The organism is Ruegeria sp. YTSA064, from assembly GCF_059610325.1.
Genome location: NZ_JBXWNK010000012.1, coordinates 1 through 21,245, shown reverse-complemented (window position 1 = coordinate 21,245; position 21,245 = coordinate 1). Strand labels below are relative to the sequence as shown.

The window sequence follows — 21,245 nt, the reverse complement described above, 5'->3', positions numbered from 1 at the left end:
GGGGGCTGCCCAATGCGTGACCCGTTCAAATCTACCTACTACCTCAACCCCAAGCATGTGCCATTGGAGGGTGGTGGGACCACTCTGGTCAACCCGTCTACCTTGCAGCCCGTCGGGGTTTTTGGTGAGCCGTCGCCGCAGATCGTGAACCAGGTTCTGGACCGGGTCAATGCGGCGCAAAGGAGGTGGTCTGCGATGGACTGCAAATCTCGCGCGCGGGTATTGCACCAGATCGCCAACGACATCGAAAGCGGCGATATGACTGAGATCGCCCGCTTGATGACATTGGAAACGGGCAAACCTTACCCTGAATCGATTGGCGAGATTGCGAACATCCCGCCGGTTTTCCGCTACTATGCCGAGATGGCGCGCAATGACGCGGGCAAGATCGCCGGCACGATGCAAACCGGATCTTTTCAGTATCAGACATACGAGCCCTACGGGGTGTCCGTGCATGTGGTTCCGTACAATTTCCCCCTCATTCTTGGCAGCTGGTCGATGGCCGCATCACTTGCGGCAGGTAACGGTGTAGTGTTGAAAGCCTCACCCGCAGGAACTTTGTGCACGATGGCGTTCATGGAGTTTTTTCGGGCGTTGCCCCAAGACCTGATTGCTTGCCTGCCGGGTGGGGCAGACGTGGGCAAACAGCTGATTGCCAGCCCCAAAACCCATGTGGTCGCCTTTACAGGGTCCGTGCCGACAGGTCGTGCAGTCGCAGTGGCCGCAGCAGAGAACTTGAAACCCGCAGTGATCGAGGCTGGGGGAAGCGATCCACTGATCGTCAGTAAACATGCCGATATCGCGGTCGCTGCTGCCGGGGCAGTTACCGCTGCTTTTTTGCAGTCGGGCCAGGTTTGTACATCGTCTGAACGGATTTTTGTGGTGGATGACGTGTACGACGATTTTGTCGATGAATTCGTGGCCCGAACCCGGAAACTACGCATCGGCGACGGCATGGGGGTGGCGGAAATCGGACCTTTGGCCTCCAAGGAGGCGCGCAACAAGGTCGAGCGTCTGGTGCGCGATGCAACTGAGAAAGGCGCGGTGGTCGAGGTAGGAGGCGGTATTCCGGATGACGCCGGGCCGGGTTGGTTCTTCGCACCAACGATCCTAACCGGCGTGACGACGGACATGGCGCTAACTCAGGAAGAGGTCTTTGGGCCAGTCGCCTCGGTCATTCGGGTGAGCGACTTTGACCAAGCGCTTGAATTGGCCAACGCGTCACAGTTCGGTCTTGGCGGATGCCTGTTTACCGGCGACCTGGACGAGGCATTTCAGGGGGTGAACGAACTACAGGTGGGGATGGTCTGGGTCAACAACCCGCTAGTGGACAACGATGCCTTGCCTTTTGGCGGCGTCAAGAATTCCGGACTTGGGCGCACGCTAGGCCTTCAAGGCCTCGAGGCTTTCAGACGGCCCAAGATGGTCGTGATTGACCCGAAGGCGAAGGAGGCGGGCTGGTGGTATCCATATCCCGACGAATGGTTCTATTCAGATGACGTACAGGGCGGGAGAAAGCACACCGGATAAGGGATATTTCGTCTGGATTGTCGTTGCCGTCGGCACAGAGGCTTTGTTTTTCAAGGTAGCTTCAAATCATCAAGCCATTGTGAAAAAGCAACATTTCTTCGGCATAACCCCATATTGCTTTGAGAAAAACTTGGCTTTTTTGTATCGGCCGAACACAAAAAAGCAACGCTGACAATCGCTTAGATCTTGGTGAATTGATTGATCAGCCCCACTTGTGTGGTCCAATTTGATTGTTAGTGCATGATTGGCCTTTGGTCCATCTGAACGATGGTTTCCGGGGCCGGTGGTTTATATCCCAGAGCACTGTGCGGGCGTTTAGTGTTGTAGTGTTTCCTCCATTCTTCGATCAATATCTGCGCTTCTTTTAGGCTGTAGAAGACTTCTCCATTCAGGAACTCATCTCTGAACCGCGCATAGAAACTCTCACAGTAACCGTTCTCCCATGGGCTGCCTGGCTCGATGTATGCGGTCTTTGCTCCAACTGCATTGATCCAGTCTTGCACCGCCACGGCAATGAACTCAGGGCCATTGTCGGAGCGAATGTAGCTTGGCACACCGCGCATGATGAACAGGTCACTCAGCACGTCGATGACATCGCTGGAGTTCAGCTTGCGGTCCACACGGATCGCCAAGCACTCCCGGCTGTACTCATCAATGACGTTGAGCGTGCGGAATGCCTTTCCGTCATCCGTTCGACAATGCACGAAGTCATAGCTCCAGACGTGGTTTCGATGCTCCGGCCGCAGCCGAACACACGATCCATCATTTAACCAGAGCCGCCCCTTCTTTGGTTGTTTCATTGGCACTTTCAGCCCCTCCCGACGCCAAAGCCTCTCGACGCGCTTGTCATTCACCTGCCAGCCCGCATCTCTCAGCAAAGCCGCGATCCGGCGATAACCGTAGCGGCCATACTGGCGGGCCAATTCTATCATGTCCGCCACCAGGCGCTTCTCGTCAGCTCGACCTTTCGGCAGCTTTCGCTGTGTGGATCGGTGCTGTTTCAGGACGCGACACGCCCGGCGTTCTGAGACACGCAGTTTGTGGCGCACATGGTTGATGCAGGCACGGCGACGGGCGGGGCTCAGTAGTTTCCCTTGGCCGCCTCCGTCAGGATCAGTTTGTCCAGGGTAAGATCCGAGACGGCCTTTCGAAGACGCTCATTCTCTTTTTGAAGGCGCTTAAGTTCCTTCAATTGATCCGCACCCATTCCGCCGTACTTCTTCCTCCAGCGATAATAGGTCTGTTCAACAACACCAATCTGCCGGATCGCATCCAGACGGGACATGCCTTGCCCCATCAATATCTCAACCTGCCGCAACTTCGAGACAATCTCTTCCGGCTTCGGTCGCTTGCGCGCCATGTGGTTCCTCCGTTTTCTTAACCATAACGGCGGACCACTTCAGAGGGGGAGGATCACTCCCTTCAAGTTGACACTGAAAACTTCCAGTTCCGCTTTGGGATCACCTTCAAGATTCGCCGCCAGCCGCACAAAGGTCGGCTCAATGCTGTCCAAGGTTCGCTACTCTGTTTTGCCATAGAAAATTCATGTGGCTGGCGAAAATCACAGATGACTGGTCTCGGTCAGCCCGCCGCAACGGCATCGCCGCGTAAGCATTGGGCCGGTGAGAGCCCAAATTGCCGGATGCTGTCAGCGCAACCAAGGGCGGCTATGCAACTTGACCCAACGCGCATATTGTAAATGCATGAGCAAGTTCCGAAATGCCCGACAATCCGACGCACAGCGTTGCTTTGAGATCGAAACTGCTGCCTATGAAGGCGACGAAGCAGCAACCCTCGAAAAGATATCCAAGAGGATCGAGGTCTATCCCGATGGTTTCCTGATTCTTGAGGAACGAGGCGAGATCGCTGGCTTTATCAATTGCGGATGTGCCCATGAAGTCGAAATGTCAGACGAGGAGTTCAAGGAGCTTGTGGGGCATGACCCCGACGCGCCAAATGTTGTTATTATGTCCGTCGTTGTTGATCCTGAGCATCAGGGAACAGGCCTGTCGCGGGCATTGATGACTGAATTCGTCGACTGCATGAGGAATATGGACAAATCCGCGATCTACCTCATGTGCAAAGAGCATCACGTCCCGCTTTATCAGAGATTTGGCTACAGCTATCTTCATCCATCAACCTCTGATCATGGAGGAATGACTTGGCACGAGATGTCCATGCTACTTTGAGCCGTTGAGCCATGATGAACGGACATTGGTGCAAACGCAGCGAACGGCTGTTTCGTCCCGTATAGCAGTCGCTCACACCGAGTGCGGCGACTGTCTACTTCGGAGTCCACTTTGACCGATGCTGCGCGATTCCCCAATGACAGCAATGCGCAGATATTGTTGAAAAACTCACAATTGGTGTAAACTCGAGTCAGAATTTGGCCCGACAAGGCCGACGGGAATTTTCAGCTGAGGGGTCGGCCAAAAACTGACACTGGCCACCAGTGGGCACCGAAACGCCCGTCATCGGTATCAGAAGTGGACTTTTCGGATTGACTGCCAGTTCGCAAACTATCAGGGCCTCCCAGATTTATAAGTTTTTCAACACAATCCGCAGAAACCGGACATTGCAAAGACTATTAGACCGCCCAGAGCGGCCACTCGGCGCTGCACCGCGCGTCGAGCGCTTGTGAGTCCTGAACGCAGCTGCGCTGGTTCATTTTGGTGACGACAACTATTGCAGTTTGAACATGGAACTGCGCATCTCTTTGAGGATGACGTGTTCATCGATCCAAAGCTGCGAGGATTCGAGCATCTCGTTCGTATGGATCCTCACGGAAATGAACGGCCCCATCTTCGACCCAAGCAGTCCAATAGGTCAAAAGGACCGGCATGGGCTCGGGTAGGTTAACGCGCGTTGTCTTCCCGCTATCCAATATGGATTGCATCTTTTGCCGACTCCAGTCGGGCTCTCCCTCCATCAAAAGGCTGGCAAATTCGAACGGATACTCAAGACGAACGCAGCCGGAACTTAGGTTCCGCTCATTTCGGTCGAAAAGACTGCGGTCGTTGGTATCATGCAAGTACACTGCATATTTATTGGGAAACATGAACTTGACTAAACCTAACGCATTGTCTGGGCCCGGCTGCTGAACCAAAGTCACGGCGGGGTTCTTTGCCCCCCAGTTGACAGCGTTGGCAGGAATTGTCTGCCCGTCTTTGTTCCGAACTACGTAATTGTTGCGCGCCAGATAGGCTGGATCCTTGCGGATCCGCGAAAGCTTGTCTTTCCGAAAAATCGAGGCGGGAACGGTCCAAGTCGGATTGAATTCCATGTATTCAATTTCATCTCGGAACACTGGGGTTTTTCGGTAGGCTGATCCTGTGATCGACCGGGTGGTCCAAACCGTCCCATCGGACTTGACTAAGTAAGTACGGGCTCCTGCAATGTTTACTAGCACGAATTCTTCGTCGATTTCCCGCATGAGCCAGCGGCCTCGCTCCAGGCTGAGGCGCAACTTATTTATGCGATCTTCGACAGGTTTGTTGAGAGACGCGAAAGTCTTACCACCAACGACGCCATCTGCTTCCAAGCCATGACGATTTTGAAAGGTTTTTACCAGTTGCACCAAGTAATCGTCATAAACCCAAGTTGGGTTTATGCCGTTTTGGCTGATTTCTTGAAATTCATTTGTTCCCTCGTAGCCTTCTGTCGCTAGCCTTTTGCGCAGTTCGGCGACGGCAGGGTCCACCATTTCCGGCTTCAGAACCGTTTCTTCGGGAACTTTGTTCCAGCCTCCCTTTGATGCAATAGCTCTATATTTACGCAATGCATCAACGAGCATCGTATATTGCGCATTGTCGATATCGATGCGTTCAATCAAAGCGCTGAAGCCTTCACCTTGAAGAAATTGGCTCAATACAACGGAAGGGTCTTGTTGAATTACTGGCTTTGAGAAATTCCAATCGTCGTCTAGCGCATTTGGATCGACTTTTCCAAACACCAAATGGTGTACGAGTATCACGGCCGCGTCAGTCGCCAGAATATCGAATAATGCTCGACTGGAGGCATCGCCACCCTGTGAAGCTTTGAACGCGGATCGAAGCTCCTCTAGTTTGAAGTCACTCGGCGTAAAGCCCTGATCAATTGCTCCACCCAACTCCTCAAAAAGCTCGTCAACCAATTCAATACTGGTCCAAGCTGGCGTAAATTCTCTAGCCGTATAGAAACGAGGTACAAGGATTTCTGCGTCCAAACTCTTGCTGTTTGAAAGTGTACTACTCGCATTCGTATTTGACCTTAGAAGCGCTTCTATCTGTTCCGAGACTTGGTCTGCTGCGCCTAAATTGGGGCATGTCATCAACGTTGCAGTTAGTGCAGTTGCAACTACTGATTTAAGACCTTTTACCATCCGCTCCGTCACCTTCAATCTATATGTCGTTTCTTCGTCGGAGGATACTTCAACATTATGTATAATCAAATTGGAATTTATTGGTCTCGGATCATGCTCGCGCCGCATCGACGACAATTATTTGCGAATGGCTGCGTTGCCCGTAGAACAGACGGCGGGTGAAAACTTGAACGGCCAGTTTGCGTGCAACGGCAACGACCGCGCGGCGGCGCCCCTTCGTGCGCATCAATCTCATCCCCCATGACTAGATCTGCGATCCTGCCATGGTTCGCATCAGCAAAGCGTTGGCGGCAGCATAGAGTGTCGCCCTCACATCGCGATCCCCGGCTTTGGATATTCGACCGGGATTGTCTTGCTCACCTGACTGATATCTTCGAGGCGTCAAGCCAAAGTGGGCGGCTACGGTACGAAACCGTTTGAACCGCGTAGGATCGTCAACAGCGGCCTTGAAGGTTAAGGCCGCTATGGGGCCGACACCAGGAACCGTCATCATACGATGCAGACCGCATCCCGACTGGCGGCGCGTTTTACCCTCCGATCCAATTCAAGGAAGTGTTGATACAGCACCAGCCGGGCGTCGAGCAGCGGGAGCATGGCATGAGCCAACACCTCGTCCATTTCGATCATCGGTCGGACGACGTCGTCGAAGCTGCCATGCTAAACCGTCTTGGGCAGACGGATGCCGAAGATCTTCAGCAATCCCCGCACTTCGTTGGCCAGATCATTGGTCTTACTCAACAATGCCTTGCGCGTGCTCAGGAGGGCCCGGATCCCATGTGCCTCCCGGCTCTTCATGTGAACAGGACTGAACCGCCCTGTCCGCAAGATTTGGGCAATGCCACGTGCTTCGTTGCGATCCGTCTAGTTACGCATCGCTGACAACGCCGCACTTACCTAGCGCGCCTCCATGCAAACGACGTCGAAACCTTCTGCCTTCAATCCGTAGAACAAGTGCTGGCTCAAAGTGCCAGACTCAAACCCGATGCGCTCGACCGAAACAGGAAGCGCGGCCAGATAGCCCGCGATCTCCTCGATTTCGCAAGGCAGGTCTCGCTCGTGCAGAACCGCGCCTTTGCCATCAACGACACAAATCGCGCACGAACGCAGCGACACGTCCAAACCTGCAAAATACTCCATTCGAAATCTCCCATGTTCACAGTTTCCCTGTGAGCCTATCGGGAGCTCGACCTCAGTTCACGGTCAGCCCAATTACGCATGCTTTGGGCTGCGAACCGCCAACCATGCAAACCGCAGAGAACTGCAATATTGAGCCGATTGTGTTGAAAAACTTATAAATCTGGGAGGCCCTGATAGTCTGCGAACTGGCAGTCAATCCGAAAAGTCCACTTCTGATACCGATGACGGGCGTTTCGGTGCCCACTGGTGGCCAGTGTCAGTTTTTGGCCGACCCCTCAGCTGAAAATTCCCGTCGGCCTTGTCGGGCCAAATTCTGACTCGAGTTTACACCAATTGTGAGTTTTTCAACAATATCAGCCCAAAGCAGACGTTAAAAGCGAACTTGTTTAGGAAGTTCGCGAATTGATGGTCAAACAAAACCGCACTACAGCAAACCGTATTGTTGAGAGCAGATGTCCAGTTTTTCGTTAAACTTGTCCAGTGTGACTAACTTCACAGCTAAATCATCTTCACTGGCCAATTATAATCATTGAAGCGGCGAAAGCAGGCTGCTCGGGAAACGTACTCTGCATCCGGATGGGTCATTTTCCTGAGTGAGCAGATGCCTTTTTTGATGTGGCAAGAACTACTGTATTGGAGCAGAAAAATTACACTTAGGTCATTTAAAGAACGCGTCATTCAGACTTCAAGTTTTGAGTTAGTAGGTATTTTTTTTGTTGCCCCCATTTATGCCCAACTGGCCGGGTCATCAATGGTACATGGGTTTGCAACAATTGCCGTATTATCTATAGCAGTAATGGTCTGGTCGCCGATCTTTAATACCTTCTTTGACGTGATTGATAGACATTTCACCAACCGACTGGCCTGCAAACGCCCACACAGACTTAGAGTTTTACACGCCACACTGCATGAAGTTACAGCGATTTTGATAACTTGTCCGCTACTCATGTGGATCGGCGGGCATACACTGTCAGCCGCATTAGCATTCAATCTGGGCTTGACGTTAACCTATTCGATTTACACATATTTTTTCCACATGATTTACGATCGTTTGCGTCCTGTGGAAAGACAAACACATGTCGAAACTAAAAAGCAAATTCCGGCGCTTAGCTCGATCTTGGCAACGGATTCTCCGCAAGTCGGCTTGATTGAAGCAGAAGCCAAATTCGGATTAGACCGTAGATCCTGAGTGTGACACGAACCATAAGATGGATCGTAAGCAAATGTGTGTTCCTCAGTTGGAGGGCGTCAGTTTTATCCGCAAAGCTTACATACAGACATGTTGTTATGAACGGCCGCACCGAGCCCTTAGCGGTCGGTCGTTTGTCCTAGAGTCCCAGTGTCCCCGGCTCACGATCTTCTGATCGGCTAGATTTCCATTGAAGCCATGTAGCGACGGTCCACAGTTCCAATATGTGACAGCACCTCCATCTCGAAACTTTCCTTGAAGGTAAAGGGCCCCAAATGGCCGGCACCTTTCAGAACCTTTAGCTCAACAAGCTTACCTTGGGTTGCCAGAATTTCTGCGATGCGCTTTGTGTGCACATGCGTCTGCGATCCGCGAATGATCGTAGAGGGAACACCCTCAGAAAGAATGTATTCTGGGTCAGGTTCTTTCAGAAGCGCATCGAAATCGCTTGGGGCTTTGTGAACCCAATCAATCATAGCGCACCTGCGTTCACGACTCAGGGCTTGCCAAGAGCCAAGTCCTCCCCAAAAATCAGTGAAAACCTGTGCGCTAAACTCTTCGCATCCCTCTTCTATGCCCGTTCGTATTGCGTTTGTGAGGCTAACAATCTCGGAATACAATAAACCATCAGTCAACTCTCCGGCTTTCAGTAGGCTGAACAAAGTTGGTTCATAGAGACAAAGTGATCGAACAAGGTCGGGTCGAGCTCTGGCGATATGCAAAGCCAGCGCTCCTCCATAGGAGTGTCCAATCAAATGAGCGGGCCTGCCAAACTTCTCTATCTCAGTTATAATCGAAGCAGCTTCGTGTTCCAATGTGAACGGCCCGTCGGGGATTTTATGACCCCGAGACAGGGTTCCAATTAGGTCGGGCGCTATTGTTTTGGTTTCATCGCTCATCCGGGCAAACAGAGTGCGCCACTGGCTTCCGTCAGCACCGGAACAATGTAGCCCCACGCAGGGAGCGGGCGAAAATTGGGACCGGGACGGCGAAGCGTGTAGTGATGCGTCAAATTGTTTATTCATGTGATGACCTCCAATCTGAATTTCACAATGGTGTCACTCATCTGTCCTTCAACCTATCGGACACATGTCCCGGCTAGACTCAAAACGACGGGAAATTGTTGGGACATTTGCCCCAAATTGACTAAAAAAGGACATGCGAACCGTTAGATACACTTCCTCAAGCGATGGTACGTCGCTGGCGTGGAGCAAATCCGGAAACGGCCTGCCCATGGTAAAGGCGGCTAATTGGCTTACGCATCTCAGTTATGATCTCGACAGTCCAATTTGGTCTCACTGGATCGAAATGTTAGAAAGTCAATTCACCCTTGTTCGCTATGATGAGCGAGGCTGCGGATTATCTGACAAGCGAGTTGAGAATCTAGGTATTGATTACTGGGTTGATGATCTCGAAGCTGTAATCGACGCCGCTGAAATAAATGAACCATTCTATCTTCTGGGTGTTTCTCAGGGTGCGGCGACTTCTATCGCGTATTCGCTCATGTATCCCGACAGGGTCGCTGGGATGATACTTGTTGGCGGCTATGCAAGGGGCAGTAACCACCGTGGACCGGTTGCCGCCAAGAACTACAAGACTGTAATCGATATATTTCGCTTGGGTTGGGAGAATGACAACCCAGCATTCCAAGATGTATTCACATCAAGATTTCTTCCTGGCGCGGCAGTCGAACAGCGCTCATGGTTCACAGATCTTTGCCAAAAGACCGTTTTGCCTGAGACAGGGGCCGACCTGCTTATGGCGCGCGCTGACGTAAATGTTGAGAGCCTTCTGCCAAAGGTTTCAGTTCCAACACTGGTGATCCATTCAAGGAACGATCAGGTTATTCCGTTTGAAGAAGGACAACGTCTCGCTCAGAAAATTCCCGGAGCGACAATGTCTGCTTTAGAGGGAAAAAATCACATTATCCAACGCGATGAACCTGCCTGGCGCGCTTTTTCCAAGAGCTTGCTTGAATTTACATCTTCCGGTCAAACGACGGACTTTAACGATTTGACAAAGCGCGAGCAGGACGTGCTGAGACTTATCTGTCAGGCAATGAGCAGTAAAGAAATTGCTAACAGTCTCCAAATGAGTGAAAAAACCGTTCGAAACCACACAAGTAAAATCTACGCCAAACTTGAACTGCAGAACAGGCAGCATGCAATTCGCACGTATGGGCATCTGTTCTGATTAGAGATCGGCACTGTAAACTTTTTAATCTGATCCAACGTGGCAATGGCAGTTTTGTCCCGCACACCGGACGCTCGGCACGGCTGAACCGCCTTGTGATTTCTAGAGGTCGTCAGATGACTGCTTTGAGCCCAAAGCAGAACATTTGTGACGGAAATACTTGAGTCGTCGATCTATGCTAAGATTGTGAAGACATCCGTAACCTTGTCGTCAAGATTTTAGATAACACATCTTTTCTCAAACGGAGTTAGTGATGGTTTGCAATCCTGTTCCTAAGAAAGTTACGCATATTCCAGATTTCTTTGCGCTTGCAACATGTCCATTTTGTCGCGATCAGCAGGTTGTTTCTCAGCGGGATTTAAAGAGCAAGGGACGCCCAATTGATGGAACGGCTGAGTGGGTATGTCCGCTCTGCAAGGGGATACCGAATAGAAAACCAAGTGGCTGAACAGACACACCGGTTGCAGAGTTGACTTTCAAGGTGTCGCCCAGCGAAACAGTTATCGCGTCCATTCCAAACGATAAATGGTATGATCTTCTGGCAACCCTTTGAGGGTCACTGATTTAGCGTCCACAAAGTTGAACTCGTGGTTTCCACTAACCATGACTCGTGTTTCGTCTGAGACTAGAATTTCACCCGCATTGGCTGATGACATGATGCGAGCTGCCTTGTTAACCACAGTTCCGAAGAAGTCGCCTCGCGCCAACACGACGTCGCCTGTGTGAATACCAACCCGCAAACCCAACCGCGGTTCCAAATCGGTCAAATTTACGGCTTCCTGCATATTGATCGCTGCGAGAAGCGCCTCGTTTGCGGATTGAAAACTGGATAGCGTTCCATCTCCGAGCGACTTTACGAACTGTCCACGGTGCGCCGTAACAATCCCTTCAACAGTCTGAAAATGTTGATCTATCAATGTTGACCAACGTTTGTCGCCCAGTGTCGCCGCTAACGTCGTGCTGCCCTCCAGATCGGTAAACAGCACCGAGGCTAGCCCCTCGGTCTGGTTCAACTCTGGTCCTTCGTCCCGCGCGGCGTCTACCAGTCTTTGGATTGCCATCTGTTCTGCGCCCACGATGTCGATGTTGGGTGTCGGAACCGAGGCATGGCGATGCACGATTTTCCACGCGGCGCCATCTAGAGCGAATATCAGTGTTGTGCGATGAACGCTTTCACTGGCAACACCGACGAATCGTATTCTATGGACAAAGGACGACCAGCCGGTTTCTCCGTTTTCGTACGCTTCCGCCTCCAATTCCTCGACTTCGTCGAAAACCGGTATTTCTTCAAAAAAATCACCGACGCCGTCGCGCACCGCGGAGCCCCTCCAGTATTCACCTTCACCCGTTCCTATGAACCGCAACTCTTCTACGGTCGAAAGGTAGTCCCGCAAAATCTTAGTATTTCCGTTAAAAATACCCTGATACCAGCGTCTTGAAACTGCGAGAAGCTCTGGGGACGGAAGGATCATCTCGGCTGGTCCCACCATTGGTTCAGCAGCACGAATTTCAGTATTTCCAACTGTACCCTCCAGATTAGAACACCTCTAATATCATGCTGCGACTGAGTTTCTCACAGATCAAGGGGTTTGTCCCGGACGCTTTGGGGTATTCTGTCTGTAGTGGCTTTGGACCAGCCCTTCGCCGGGATGACTACCAATGTCGGCTGTGGGCTGGAACCGCCAATAATGGTGACTACGGAGAACGGCAACACTGAGCCCAAACTAACGGATGCTGCGACACGCACGAAAGGCGGCTTACAAGCGCGGTATGCGATGCGATTAAGAACACTGATCAATAGGTCAAAGAGACAACATGATCGATCAAGAGCAATGAAAAAGAGTTCTTGCTACTTATAATAAGCTGATTAACCAGCGAGGGTTGCCGGGTGTACTTGTAAAACCCGTACGCGTGGAATGGTGTGGTCACGAAATGGCGGATCGTGAAAAAAAATCGCTCTATTGATCATCAAGGAGCTTCAGAGGAGATTTGCAGCGTCACATCTGCACGAACCAAAGATCCTGATACAGGGGTGCGGTGCAAAGATTTATCCCGGTGAAGCCATAGAACAGACCTCTAGTCTGACTGATCAGTCATAGATTTCTACCGACAGCGCATCCATCGCATATGAGGTTTCGATATTTGCCTGGCCGTCCACGTAATTGAGTGACTGGGACCTGCTCAGTGCCCGCATTTCCCCGCTTATCCAAACCGGCTTATATAACTCATCGATTTCGAAGCCTTGTTCGTATCGCACGTAAACCATCTGATTGGCTGGAGGTGCTGGTGTGTGAATGCAGGCTCCAACTGTCGGAACCAGAAGGAATTCGACCGCCTTCTGGTCGACAATATCCAGGGGAAGGAGATAGCCGGGAAGGCGCACGTTCTCTCCCAAAAGGTCAAGGTTCGGTTCGCGCGCGGCAATCAACCGTTGGTTCATCACAATTTCGCGTTGTTCAAACAACCAATCTGGGTCAAGGCCTTGAGATACGAGTCCTTCGCGGATCTGAAACGCTTCTGCGCGCTTCTCGTCATCCGCAGTGTCCGCATGCAGAACCTCAATCCGATAAAGCATGGCCAACGCATTGACCTGAGAATATTCTAGGGTGGCAAAAGGATCGTGGTAGGGCCGCTCTTCAGGAAGGAGATCCTGCCAACTTATGTTGCGCGGATCCGCTGCTAGAAGAGGCCCCGCAATCGCAAGGGCGAATAAGATATTCAGAAAATGCGCAATGGTTTTCATTTCAGCGGATCCTCTTATTCAAAGCCGCACCAACAGTCCGTCTGATAGCGTCATACGGTACACCCTTAACGCAGGTATAATACTGGCAAGAAGACCAGAGCAGAAAACGATGGCTATGAGAAGAACCTCGCGAAAACTCGGCAGGCCAACACCGATGCGAAGCCCAAAATTTGCGGCAAGAATCGGATCTATCACGCGCGTGAGAGCGCTGAGCGCGATTACTCCAAGCACGATACCGGCCGACAACAATAAAACGGCTTCAAGCAAGATCAGGGAAAAGACGCCGGCAGGTGTTGCGCCCACGGATCGAAGGATCGCAAATTCACGCCGCCGGTTGTCGAGTGAAGCAGACAACATGACCACCATGCCGATCATTCCAGCCACTGCCACAGCGCCTGCCATCAGACGCAGCGCAGTCTCGGCCGTACTGGTAATCGACCAAAGCTGCAACAGCGCAACATTAGGAAGAACAGCGGTCAGTGCCTCGTCGCGATGGTCTGCCAGTTGCCGTTGAACTGAAAGCACCGCCGTTTTTTCCTCCAGCCCGGCAAAAATCGCGTTGATGGTCCCCGGTTCATGATCATGGCCATCGTGATCGTGCCCGTCAGAGGTCGTGACAGTTTGCCCCTCGTCTTCATGGCCGCTTCCGTGAGCATGACGGTCGTCATGTTCCTGATGCCCTTCTTCGTGCTCGTCAGGCTCGTCTAACTCCACATGGTCATGGTCTTCGTGTTCTCCGGCGACTTCTGGTGCTTCGATCAAAACGAATGGGTCCGCAACCTCTGATGCAGGTTCTTCGTGCAAGGCGTCAAAACCCTCGAGTGAGACAAAAACCATTCTGTCGACGGCCGTCCCGGTATGCCCCAGCACGCCGGTCACTGTGAATGGCGCTTCGTCGTGCACATCAAAGGCGACTTCCCCTGAGCCATGGGCATTCACGATTTCAGTACCTGACGTGTACCCGAAAGCCTGAGCAACTTTTGCTCCAATCACTGCGCCATCTGGAGATTTAAACGGAACACCTTCAGCAAATATCAGTTGCCGGCCGCCACTATGACGAAAGTGGTCAAAATATTGCTCGGACGTTCCTATCACGGGATATCCTCGGTGGTTGTCACCCATCATGATTGGCACTGTCCAGCTTATCTGGGGCAGATCTTCGATCATCTCGTAGCTGTCCCAGCTGATACCAGCGCCAGTTGTGCCGACACCAAAAACCGTTGCCATCAGGATCTGCACATCGTTTCCGCGTGCCGCAATGATCAGGTCGATCCCTGATGCAGAATTGGCAAAACCCGCTCGTGCCTCTGTTCGCAGTCGTTCAACCCCAACAATCAAAGCCACGCTCAAGGCAATGCTAAGAACAGTCAACGCAGCGATAAAGCGGCGATTGAGAAGGCTTTTATAACAAAGATTGAACATCACGTTTTGCCCGCGTTCAGCATCGGCAAGTCAACGCTCCGATCGAAGTGTTTTTCCAGGCTGCGATCATGGCTGACAAATAACAAACTTGCCCCTGATGCTTTGCATTCCTTCAACAACAACTGGACAAACGTGTCTTTCGCTTCCTCATCCAAAGCCGAGGTGGGTTCATCCGCCAAAACTACTTCAGGCGCCCCTATCAGAGCACGCGCCGCCGCAACGCGTTGTTGCTGCCCAACACTCAGTGCGCTGGCAGGTCGATTGATGAGCTCAGTATCCTCAAGACCCAGCTCACTTAGCAACCGTGTGGCGGTAGCCTTGGGGTCTGGCCCCGACCGATTGCGACGTCGCGCTGAAAACCGGCAGGGCAGCAACGTGTTTTCAAGCGCACTGAGCCAAGGCAAGAGATTGAAGACCTGGAAAACAATCCCCAAATGATCCACACGAAAACGGTCACGATCACCTCCGGCCAAAGCCCCGACATCCGTGCCTGCAACGCGAACCGCGCTTTGCGGTACATCGATCACGCCAGCAATTGCCGAAAGCAATGTGGTCTTTCCGCTGCCACTGGGGCCTTTCATAAACACACTTTCCCCGGCCTCAAGATCGAAGCTAGCGACTGAGAGAACCGGGTCAGGTTGACCGGGCCACCGAAACACCAAGGATTTGAGCTCTACAGTTTTCATTGATGACACAGATGCTTTGGCTTGGTTTTTCAAAGATAATTGAGCTTCTTGGTGACCCAGAAAAGGATCTCTGCCAAAACACCAATGGCTCCGGCCTCGTCTGTCTTGACCAAAGCTGTTCCTGACGTTCCAAATTGCAAGTAATTTATGTCTGCATCTGCAGGTAGTTCAACCAATACGATGTAGCTGGATATCCCGGTTAGTTCGCGCAATGAGGGAAGGCCTGACCTTAGATCAACAGTACCTTCGACAGTTCCGACCGGAAAATCGGAAATACGGCCGGTAATTTCTCCGCCGGGTTCCGTTCTAAATGCAAGCCGGATTTCGTCACCGACCGAAACATTGGCACGACTGGATTGGGGCAGAGTAGCAATTACTGCAAAGTCTCCGGGTTCGACAAAAGTTATTGCCCCTTGTAGCGGAGTGGCGCGGTTACCTGGTCGTAGTGATACAGCCGTGACAACGCCGTTTCCCGGCGCTTTTACAACTGTTTGCTCTAAATCCCAAAGAGCTTGCGCAAGTGTCTGTTCGGCCTCCACAACACCTGCGTCACGCCCGTCGATCTTCGCGGCGATACGCCGCTCAAGGCTTGTCTTCCGGGCTTCTGCTGCGCGGATATTCGCGGTCAACTGGTCGATGGTTGAGACAGCCTCTTGCAGTTGGAACGTGGTTGATGCCCCGCGTTCTTCCAAACGGATGATGTCATCACGACGCTGAATTCCGAAAATCAGCTGAGCAGTCAGGGATTCAATCTCGGCCTCGGCAGCTGATAAATCTGATAACAGTTGATCGGCAGATGACTTTGCAGTTTCCAAGACAGCTTCGAGCCGGGAAACCTCGGCTTTGAAAACCTCATTATCTATCCGGAATAGGGTCTCGCCAATTGCAACTTCCTGGTTTGGCTCCACAACGACTTCTGTAACCGTGCCCGCCACGTTCGGAGCAATATTCGTCGAAACACCCTGAATGGATACCGGGCCAGTCGGAGTTGTGTGGTTCAGCGCACCGATGACCACCAGAGCGATAACACCGGCTACACAGTAAACCAGAGTTTTCCAGAATCCATTCCAGGGGAGAAGGTGAAACTTGGAAAAGACCAGCCAGACTATTCCAAAGTAGAGGCCAAGTACGATTAACAAGACTTCATTCCTTCGTGATGTTTCCGGAAAGTTCGAACGACCACCCAAACTTACGAGTGATCGCCCTGTTTGTCATGATGACTTAGTTGTCACCTTGCTCTTCCAACACTTTGCGGTTGGCTTCACGATGGCGCCATGCCGCGCCCATACTCTCTTTCAGATTTTCGGGAAGCGCTTCCAGAGGAACAACAAGGTCGTCATCAACTGGCCACTCTGTCAGCAGCTCAGGATGATATCCCTCGGGATAGTACAGCTTAGGATCGATCTCCATATCCCGCACGTAGGGTTCTTGAATGTCTTCGCGCCGGTGGGGCGGCTTCGGCACGATCAACTGACCATTGCTAAAGTCAAACTGCGGCGCTCGTGAGTTTGGAAACTCGGGCAATATGCCTTCGCGAACCCATATCTGATCTTTGGTGACGTTCACAACGATCCCGTCAGGCGCTCCAAAGTGATAGGGGCCTTTCCAGTGCTCTCGGATCTCCGCTACGGTTTCCTCGATCTGATAGGGGTCATAGCTCATGTGAGTGTTCATCAGAAGCCTGGGTTGCACCAGATTGGCAATGTAGCCGGCCGCATAGCTGGGCGTGTGATGGGTGTCGACGGTATACCGCCCGAGGAAAGGCGGCACGCCTTGAACTCCGGATGAGATTTCGATGATTTCCTGTTGCTGTTCCGTTACGAAGACATCGCAGCCTTTGGCGAAAGGAATGTCGATCATGTTGGGTCGACCGTCACCTGTCCAGATGAAGCACATGCCATTCCAGTCCATCCGGTATCCGGACGCACCGTCCTTGGCATGGCTTCTTTGCCAGTGTGTGACTTTGACCCCGTCTTCATCATAGATCACGCCACCATTGTCACGGAAATCAAATTCGTTGACTTCGATGTCCCAACCTTTGCCAACGGGAAAGACGCTGAACGCATCCCGGTGCCAGCCGGTCATCATTTTCATGCCTTCTACCATCGTTGCGGTGCCGTACTCCTTGGTGCGGCCGGATGGGCCGTGGACCGTCAACTGCTCGTGCCATCCACCTGCCCAGGTTCCGAACATCCACAGGTACGGCAGCCCACCAAAGTGGTCCACGTGCAGGTGCGTGATGAATACATCGGTAATTTCATTCAGTGCATATCCACTGGCAATGATGTTCGCTGGTGAGCCCTCACCAATGTCAAACATGAAAATCTTACCGTTACCCAGCTCAACAAGAATCGCTGTGTTCATTTGCCCAGGGCGAATGAACGGGGCAGATCCCATGAAGATAATTCTCATCTCGTTGGGCTGTACATCTTCTGTGCGTGGGAACCAGTTCGCCGCACTTTTCAACCACGGTTGAGGAGAGATGCCCTCAAAGGTCAGACCCTCTTTCCAACGTCCCATTGGGACGCCGCCAGTCAGTGCAGCCTCAATATCTTCTTGGGATGAGGGCTCCTGTACCGGAGGAGCCTGACCGAACGCATTTGTGGCGAACAATGTCGCTGCGACGGCGAGTGCGCTGAGTGACTTAATTGACTTCCTCTGTCTGTCTTGCAGCATATTTTCAGTCCTTTGTTCGAGCCTGGGTGAATATGGGAGCCACTTCTGAAATGGCTTTCGGGACAATCTCTGAATTAGTGAATCGAGAGAGATGCTCGGCGATTTCCTCGGCCAGCCCGTTTAGGCTTTCGGTGACAGGATCGATCAGACATGGTGACGTCTGCTCATTGACCTTCCGGACCCTCTCCAACTCGGTTGAGAGCAACTCGAAGTCACCGCAAAGTGCCTCGAATCCACGATGGTTCTTTCGCATGACGCGGATGCGGCTGATTTGGTCCGGAAAAGCGAGCTCTAGTAAGTTGATGTCCGTCATTGCCCTGGCGCCTAGTCCATCTCTGGGCACTAGGCTGAGGGCACATCGCGCGACGCGGAAGGGTTACACCGTGAAATTAGGGTGACATTCAAATATTCATTTGACAGTATAGAGTTGAAAATACAGAGAAACTTGAAGTTTCAGATGCCCGACAGAGAATTGACCCTTGATCCGGAACGTCACGCGACCCGTGTGAAGTACGCGCTGGACCAGGTATTGGCGAGTGACATATTTGGCAAGGCGGAACGCCTTCGGAATTTTCTGAGCTACGTTGTCGAAGAAGCCATTGCGGGTAGATCCGAGGCTATTCTTGGCAAAACAATCGCTCAGGATGTTTACTTCAAGAGTTTTGCCAGTGATGACGGCCACATCAACGTTGTTCGTGTGGATGCGGGGCGGTTACGGCGGAAACTTCAGCAGTACTATGAAACGGCAGGTGCTGGAGACGATCTGCGCATTCACATTGATAGCGGCGGCTACGCACCTTGGTTCGAGGACCGCTCTGGTACAATTCAGAGCAATGTCGATCATACGCCATTCAGGCCAGGATTACCCTGGCGGATTGGCATCCCTGCTGTCACCATAGCGATCATTGCTCTTGCTTACGTCTTGGGCGGGCGCATGGAACAGGTTGTTGATCTCAACCCAAAGACATCTGCGCGCTCACTTGAGCGAAAGGCTCTATCCGCTAAATCACCCGCTGCAGTACAGGCGTCAAATTACTGCGATCAAGCTCGGGGCCTGCTCTTTCCAATCGCAACTATCGATAACCAGATCCTGGCCAGCGACATTTTTAGAATGGCAATAAATGAGGCTCCCGATTTTTACTGTGGATATGCCGGATTGGCCCATAGTCTGGGAACCCAGGCTCTACTAACGCGAGGCGAGGAAGAGCGTGACGCGCTGATACTGAATTCAGGAAAAATGGCACAGAAAGCTGTGGATATTGCGCCCTCAAACGGCTGGAGCCAATCGGCAATGGCATGGGTGTCTTACGTTTCTGGCGACTATGACAGCGCATTGGACTATTCAGCACTCGCCCAGTCGCTTCGACCCAATGACGGAAACGTTCTGGACTTTCGCGGCGTGATACTACTGGTTATGGGTCGCTTTGAAGAAGCGTATGACGTCAGCGACCCAAGCCACCCCAGAGAGATGGGAAGTCATCGGTTTGCCCACAGGAACATTCACGCGGTTGCCAGTTTTCACATCGGTGAGTTTAGGGAAGCAATCGCGTCCTTGAAATTTGCGAGTGACAATGGTGACCCCGTCAGTGCACTGTCTTTGGTATTTTTGGCGGCTTCCTATCAAAGGTTGGGCGAAGCCAAAGACGCACATGCAACCTTGAATCAACTGAAACAGTCGTGGCCAGAGTTCAGGCCAGATCTTGTTCTAGCAGCATTTTATTCCAGTCCAAATCTATCGGACGAAGTGATTTCAGCCTTAACAGATGCGGGATGGCGGTTTTAAGATATTCCTTTTCGAGCCATGGCTGGAAACAGGCACATTTGCGTAATGTGTGTTTTACCGCCAACACAAGAGAACATATCTTGGTAGTGTTAATGTACGCCGAAAGCGGTCATCGGAATTTGTTGTAGCTAACGGCGGAATTGTCCGCAGAGCCGCCGTTGGCTCCCTATTGTTGACTTTCGAATGTCTGCTGTGAGCACAAATCGACCATGAAAAATGACGCTGCCCATCGCCCGCGGTGAATGAAGATAACGCACTTTAGGTTGGGTCTTGATAGAATATCGAAAGGCAAGAACGTATTACATGTCTGCCGTTCGGCTATCAGCCCACGCTCTCATAACCCATCTAGGCCTCTATGCTTGGATCGGATCACCTGGCAACGCTATATCCTCTCTGATGGGGTCAGGCAGATGAAGGTTTTGTGCAAGGATATCCGCTTTTTCTGACAGCGTTTCCGCGCGTTCTGCAGCAGCCTCCGCTTTGGAGTGCATTCGCGACTTTCTGAGTATCCACGCCTTCACCAACCAGAAGTGTCGACAGTAGGGGCGCATTTCAGTCGCGTCCGAAATTGCTTCAAGCGCGAGTTGCTGATCACCTGCCATCATGTGTGCAATCGAAAGGGGATAAAGCCGGTATGGCAATGCGTCGGGCAACCGTTGGTTGGGAGACCTGCAGTTTTCTGGAGGCCGCAAGCGTCGATCCTTCTCTGAAGACCGAGAGGAACACACGAATATCCGACCAGTTTCGGAACCCGTTCTTCATTTTTGCAGAACAGCACAATTTTGTGCCGGATACCAGAAGAACGGGTGAAGAGTTACTCTTGTTGCGACAGCGCAAGTATCTCGGAAAGGACTACGAGATGGCTTCTAATACAATGTCACCCGGTTCTGTCGCAAATTTTGCTCCCAACTGTCATTCCGACTGCGGTTTTGATAACGCGCGCTCGGATAAGACAGGGGCAAACCGTGACGATTTCATTCAAAGGCGCGCATTTTCCAAAGGACGTGATCTTAAACGCGGTCTTCTTCTACTTGCGCTACGGCGTGTCTTACCGGGATCTGGAAGAAATCATGGCCGAACGTGGTGTTGACCTAGACCATGCGACGCTGAACCGCTGGGTAGGTAAATATGCCGTGCTTGTGGCTGAAGCCGCGCGATATCGAAAGCGTGCTGCGGATCATTCTTGGCGCATGGATGAGACTTATGTGAAAGTGAAGGGCGAATGGGTGTATCTCTATCGCGCGATCGACAAGTTCGGCAAAACGCTTGATTTCATGCTTTCCAAGCGCAGAAACAAAGCTGCGGCAACGAAGTTTTTTGCCCGCGCGCTCGAAGCCAACGGGCTGCCGCGTAAAATCGTCATCGACAAAAGCGGGGCCAACACTGCCGGCATCAAAGCCATAAACAAGATGCTGAAAGGCTTTGGTTACCCAATACGGCCCAACTGGACCGAGCGTGCATGTGTGGACGCCTCCGGGAACGCAAGCAGAATCTTGTGGTGATTTTGGGGAAATGCGGTCGAGTTC

Annotated in this window: 22 protein-coding genes and 1 pseudogene; 8 read left to right on the top strand and 15 right to left on the bottom strand. The window is 52.0% G+C overall.

The features are described from left to right. Nucleotides 1-12 precede the first annotated feature (12 nt). Nucleotides 13-1,530 carry an aldehyde dehydrogenase family protein gene (locus AC2FI7_RS17560; protein ID WP_010442246.1) on the top strand — a complete coding sequence of 506 codons (1,518 nt, stop codon included), beginning with the start codon at nt 13-15 and terminating at the stop codon, nt 1,528-1,530. Nucleotides 1,531-1,763: 233 nt separating this feature from the next. Here AC2FI7_RS17560 and AC2FI7_RS17555 read toward each other — a convergent pair. After that, a protein-coding gene (locus AC2FI7_RS17555) for an IS3 family transposase (protein WP_085977576.1) occupies nt 1,764-2,890 on the bottom strand; the annotation gives its coding sequence in 2 pieces (ribosomal slippage) (nt 1,764-2,626 and nt 2,626-2,890; 1,128 coding nt in all). A gap of 343 nt (nt 2,891-3,233) precedes the next feature. Between AC2FI7_RS17555 and AC2FI7_RS17550 the strand changes: the two genes are divergently transcribed. Further along, entirely contained in the window at nt 3,234-3,719 is a 486-nt protein-coding gene (locus AC2FI7_RS17550; RefSeq protein ID WP_010442250.1) for a GNAT family N-acetyltransferase, read from the top strand. Nucleotides 3,720-4,261: 542 nt separating this feature from the next. Here AC2FI7_RS17550 and AC2FI7_RS17545 read toward each other — a convergent pair. The 3 genes from AC2FI7_RS17545 to AC2FI7_RS17535 all read right to left on the bottom strand — a co-directional run bounded on the left by AC2FI7_RS17545 (nt 4,262) and on the right by AC2FI7_RS17535 (nt 6,380). Further along, the gene (locus AC2FI7_RS17545; RefSeq protein WP_496833548.1) at nt 4,262-5,902 is read right to left on the bottom strand and encodes a L,D-transpeptidase family protein; all 1,641 of its coding nucleotides are present in this window, start codon (nt 5,900-5,902) and stop codon (nt 4,262-4,264) included. Between the two features lie 79 nt (nt 5,903-5,981). Next, nucleotides 5,982-6,116: a hypothetical protein gene (locus tag AC2FI7_RS17540; protein WP_010442252.1), complete on the bottom strand. Its 135-nt coding sequence runs from the start codon at nt 6,114-6,116 to the stop codon at nt 5,982-5,984. Nucleotides 6,117-6,134: 18 nt separating this feature from the next. Next, nucleotides 6,135-6,380 (bottom strand): transposase, encoded by a 246-nt coding sequence (locus AC2FI7_RS17535; protein ID WP_238528811.1) that lies wholly within the window; start codon nt 6,378-6,380, stop codon nt 6,135-6,137. A gap of 107 nt (nt 6,381-6,487) precedes the next feature. Between AC2FI7_RS17535 and AC2FI7_RS17530 the strand changes: the two genes are divergently transcribed. Continuing rightward, complete coding sequence (locus AC2FI7_RS17530) at nt 6,488-6,769, top strand: hypothetical protein (protein ID WP_238528812.1); 282 nt, start codon at nt 6,488-6,490, stop codon at nt 6,767-6,769. A gap of 15 nt (nt 6,770-6,784) precedes the next feature. On the opposite strand, the gene AC2FI7_RS17525 is transcribed toward AC2FI7_RS17530, so the two are convergent. Then, complete coding sequence (locus AC2FI7_RS17525; RefSeq protein WP_029622054.1) at nt 6,785-7,027, bottom strand: hypothetical protein; 243 nt, start codon at nt 7,025-7,027, stop codon at nt 6,785-6,787. A 601-nt stretch (nt 7,028-7,628) separates the two neighbouring features. On the opposite strand from AC2FI7_RS17525, the gene AC2FI7_RS17520 reads away from it, so the two are divergent. Further along, nucleotides 7,629-8,216 carry a PACE efflux transporter gene (locus AC2FI7_RS17520; RefSeq protein ID WP_083829017.1) on the top strand — a complete coding sequence of 196 codons (588 nt, stop codon included), beginning with the start codon at nt 7,629-7,631 and terminating at the stop codon, nt 8,214-8,216. Nucleotides 8,217-8,395: 179 nt separating this feature from the next. Here AC2FI7_RS17520 and AC2FI7_RS17515 read toward each other — a convergent pair whose 3' ends face one another. After that, nucleotides 8,396-9,241: an alpha/beta fold hydrolase gene (locus AC2FI7_RS17515; RefSeq protein ID WP_083829018.1), complete on the bottom strand. Its 846-nt coding sequence runs from the start codon at nt 9,239-9,241 to the stop codon at nt 8,396-8,398. A gap of 133 nt (nt 9,242-9,374) precedes the next feature. On the opposite strand from AC2FI7_RS17515, the gene AC2FI7_RS17510 reads away from it, so the two are divergent. Beyond that, on the top strand, nt 9,375-10,409 hold the full coding sequence (locus tag AC2FI7_RS17510) for an alpha/beta fold hydrolase (protein WP_029622057.1): 1,035 nt from the start codon (nt 9,375-9,377) through the stop codon (nt 10,407-10,409). Nucleotides 10,410-10,909: 500 nt separating this feature from the next. On the opposite strand, the gene AC2FI7_RS17505 is transcribed toward AC2FI7_RS17510, so the two are convergent. Continuing rightward, complete coding sequence (locus AC2FI7_RS17505; RefSeq protein ID WP_029622059.1) at nt 10,910-11,899, bottom strand: adenylate/guanylate cyclase domain-containing protein; 990 nt, start codon at nt 11,897-11,899, stop codon at nt 10,910-10,912. Nucleotides 11,900-11,964: 65 nt separating this feature from the next. On the opposite strand from AC2FI7_RS17505, the gene AC2FI7_RS17500 reads away from it, so the two are divergent. Then, nucleotides 11,965-12,126: a hypothetical protein gene (locus AC2FI7_RS17500; protein WP_158005274.1), complete on the top strand. Its 162-nt coding sequence runs from the start codon at nt 11,965-11,967 to the stop codon at nt 12,124-12,126. 372 nt (nt 12,127-12,498) lie between these two features. Here the strand turns inward: AC2FI7_RS17500 and AC2FI7_RS17495 are convergent, their stop codons facing one another. From AC2FI7_RS17495 to AC2FI7_RS17470, 6 genes are all read right to left on the bottom strand, one after another. Continuing rightward, nucleotides 12,499-13,152 carry a DUF3299 domain-containing protein gene (locus AC2FI7_RS17495; RefSeq protein WP_010442259.1) on the bottom strand — a complete coding sequence of 218 codons (654 nt, stop codon included), beginning with the start codon at nt 13,150-13,152 and terminating at the stop codon, nt 12,499-12,501. Between the two features lie 18 nt (nt 13,153-13,170). Further along, nucleotides 13,171-14,574: an ABC transporter permease gene (locus AC2FI7_RS17490; RefSeq protein ID WP_260027312.1), complete on the bottom strand. Its 1,404-nt coding sequence runs from the start codon at nt 14,572-14,574 to the stop codon at nt 13,171-13,173. Continuing rightward, nucleotides 14,574-15,260, bottom strand: coding sequence for an ABC transporter ATP-binding protein (locus AC2FI7_RS17485; protein ID WP_037321629.1), 687 nt, complete (start codon nt 15,258-15,260; stop codon nt 14,574-14,576). The genes AC2FI7_RS17490 and AC2FI7_RS17485 overlap by 1 nt, the downstream gene beginning before the upstream one ends. 29 nt (nt 15,261-15,289) lie before the next feature. Beyond that, complete coding sequence (locus tag AC2FI7_RS17480; protein WP_010442262.1) at nt 15,290-16,399, bottom strand: HlyD family secretion protein; 1,110 nt, start codon at nt 16,397-16,399, stop codon at nt 15,290-15,292. Between the two features lie 82 nt (nt 16,400-16,481). After that, entirely contained in the window at nt 16,482-17,936 is a 1,455-nt protein-coding gene (gene gntH / locus AC2FI7_RS17475) for a guanitoxin biosynthesis MBL fold metallo-hydrolase GntH (RefSeq protein WP_109312726.1), read from the bottom strand. Nucleotides 17,937-17,940: 4 nt separating this feature from the next. After that, nucleotides 17,941-18,249, bottom strand: coding sequence for a hypothetical protein (locus AC2FI7_RS17470; protein ID WP_010442264.1), 309 nt, complete (start codon nt 18,247-18,249; stop codon nt 17,941-17,943). A 144-nt stretch (nt 18,250-18,393) separates the two neighbouring features. Here AC2FI7_RS17470 and AC2FI7_RS17465 point away from each other — a divergent pair, with 144 nt between their 5' ends. Next, nucleotides 18,394-19,719: a tetratricopeptide repeat protein gene (locus AC2FI7_RS17465; RefSeq protein ID WP_010442265.1), complete on the top strand. Its 1,326-nt coding sequence runs from the start codon at nt 18,394-18,396 to the stop codon at nt 19,717-19,719. A gap of 353 nt (nt 19,720-20,072) precedes the next feature. On the opposite strand, the gene AC2FI7_RS17460 is transcribed toward AC2FI7_RS17465, so the two are convergent. Next, entirely contained in the window at nt 20,073-20,321 is a 249-nt protein-coding gene (locus tag AC2FI7_RS17460; RefSeq protein ID WP_139056613.1) for a hypothetical protein, read from the bottom strand. Then, nucleotides 20,311-20,481, bottom strand: a complete 171-nt coding sequence (locus AC2FI7_RS17455) for a helix-turn-helix domain-containing protein (RefSeq protein ID WP_120981209.1) — start codon at nt 20,479-20,481, stop codon at nt 20,311-20,313. Before AC2FI7_RS17455 ends, AC2FI7_RS17460 begins: the two co-directional genes overlap by 11 nt. 203 nt (nt 20,482-20,684) lie before the next feature. On the opposite strand from AC2FI7_RS17455, the pseudogene AC2FI7_RS17450 reads away from it, so the two are divergent. Continuing rightward, a pseudogene (locus AC2FI7_RS17450) lies at nt 20,685-21,155 on the top strand (IS6 family transposase); the annotation flags it as partial. Between the last annotated feature and the right edge of the window lie 90 nt (nt 21,156-21,245).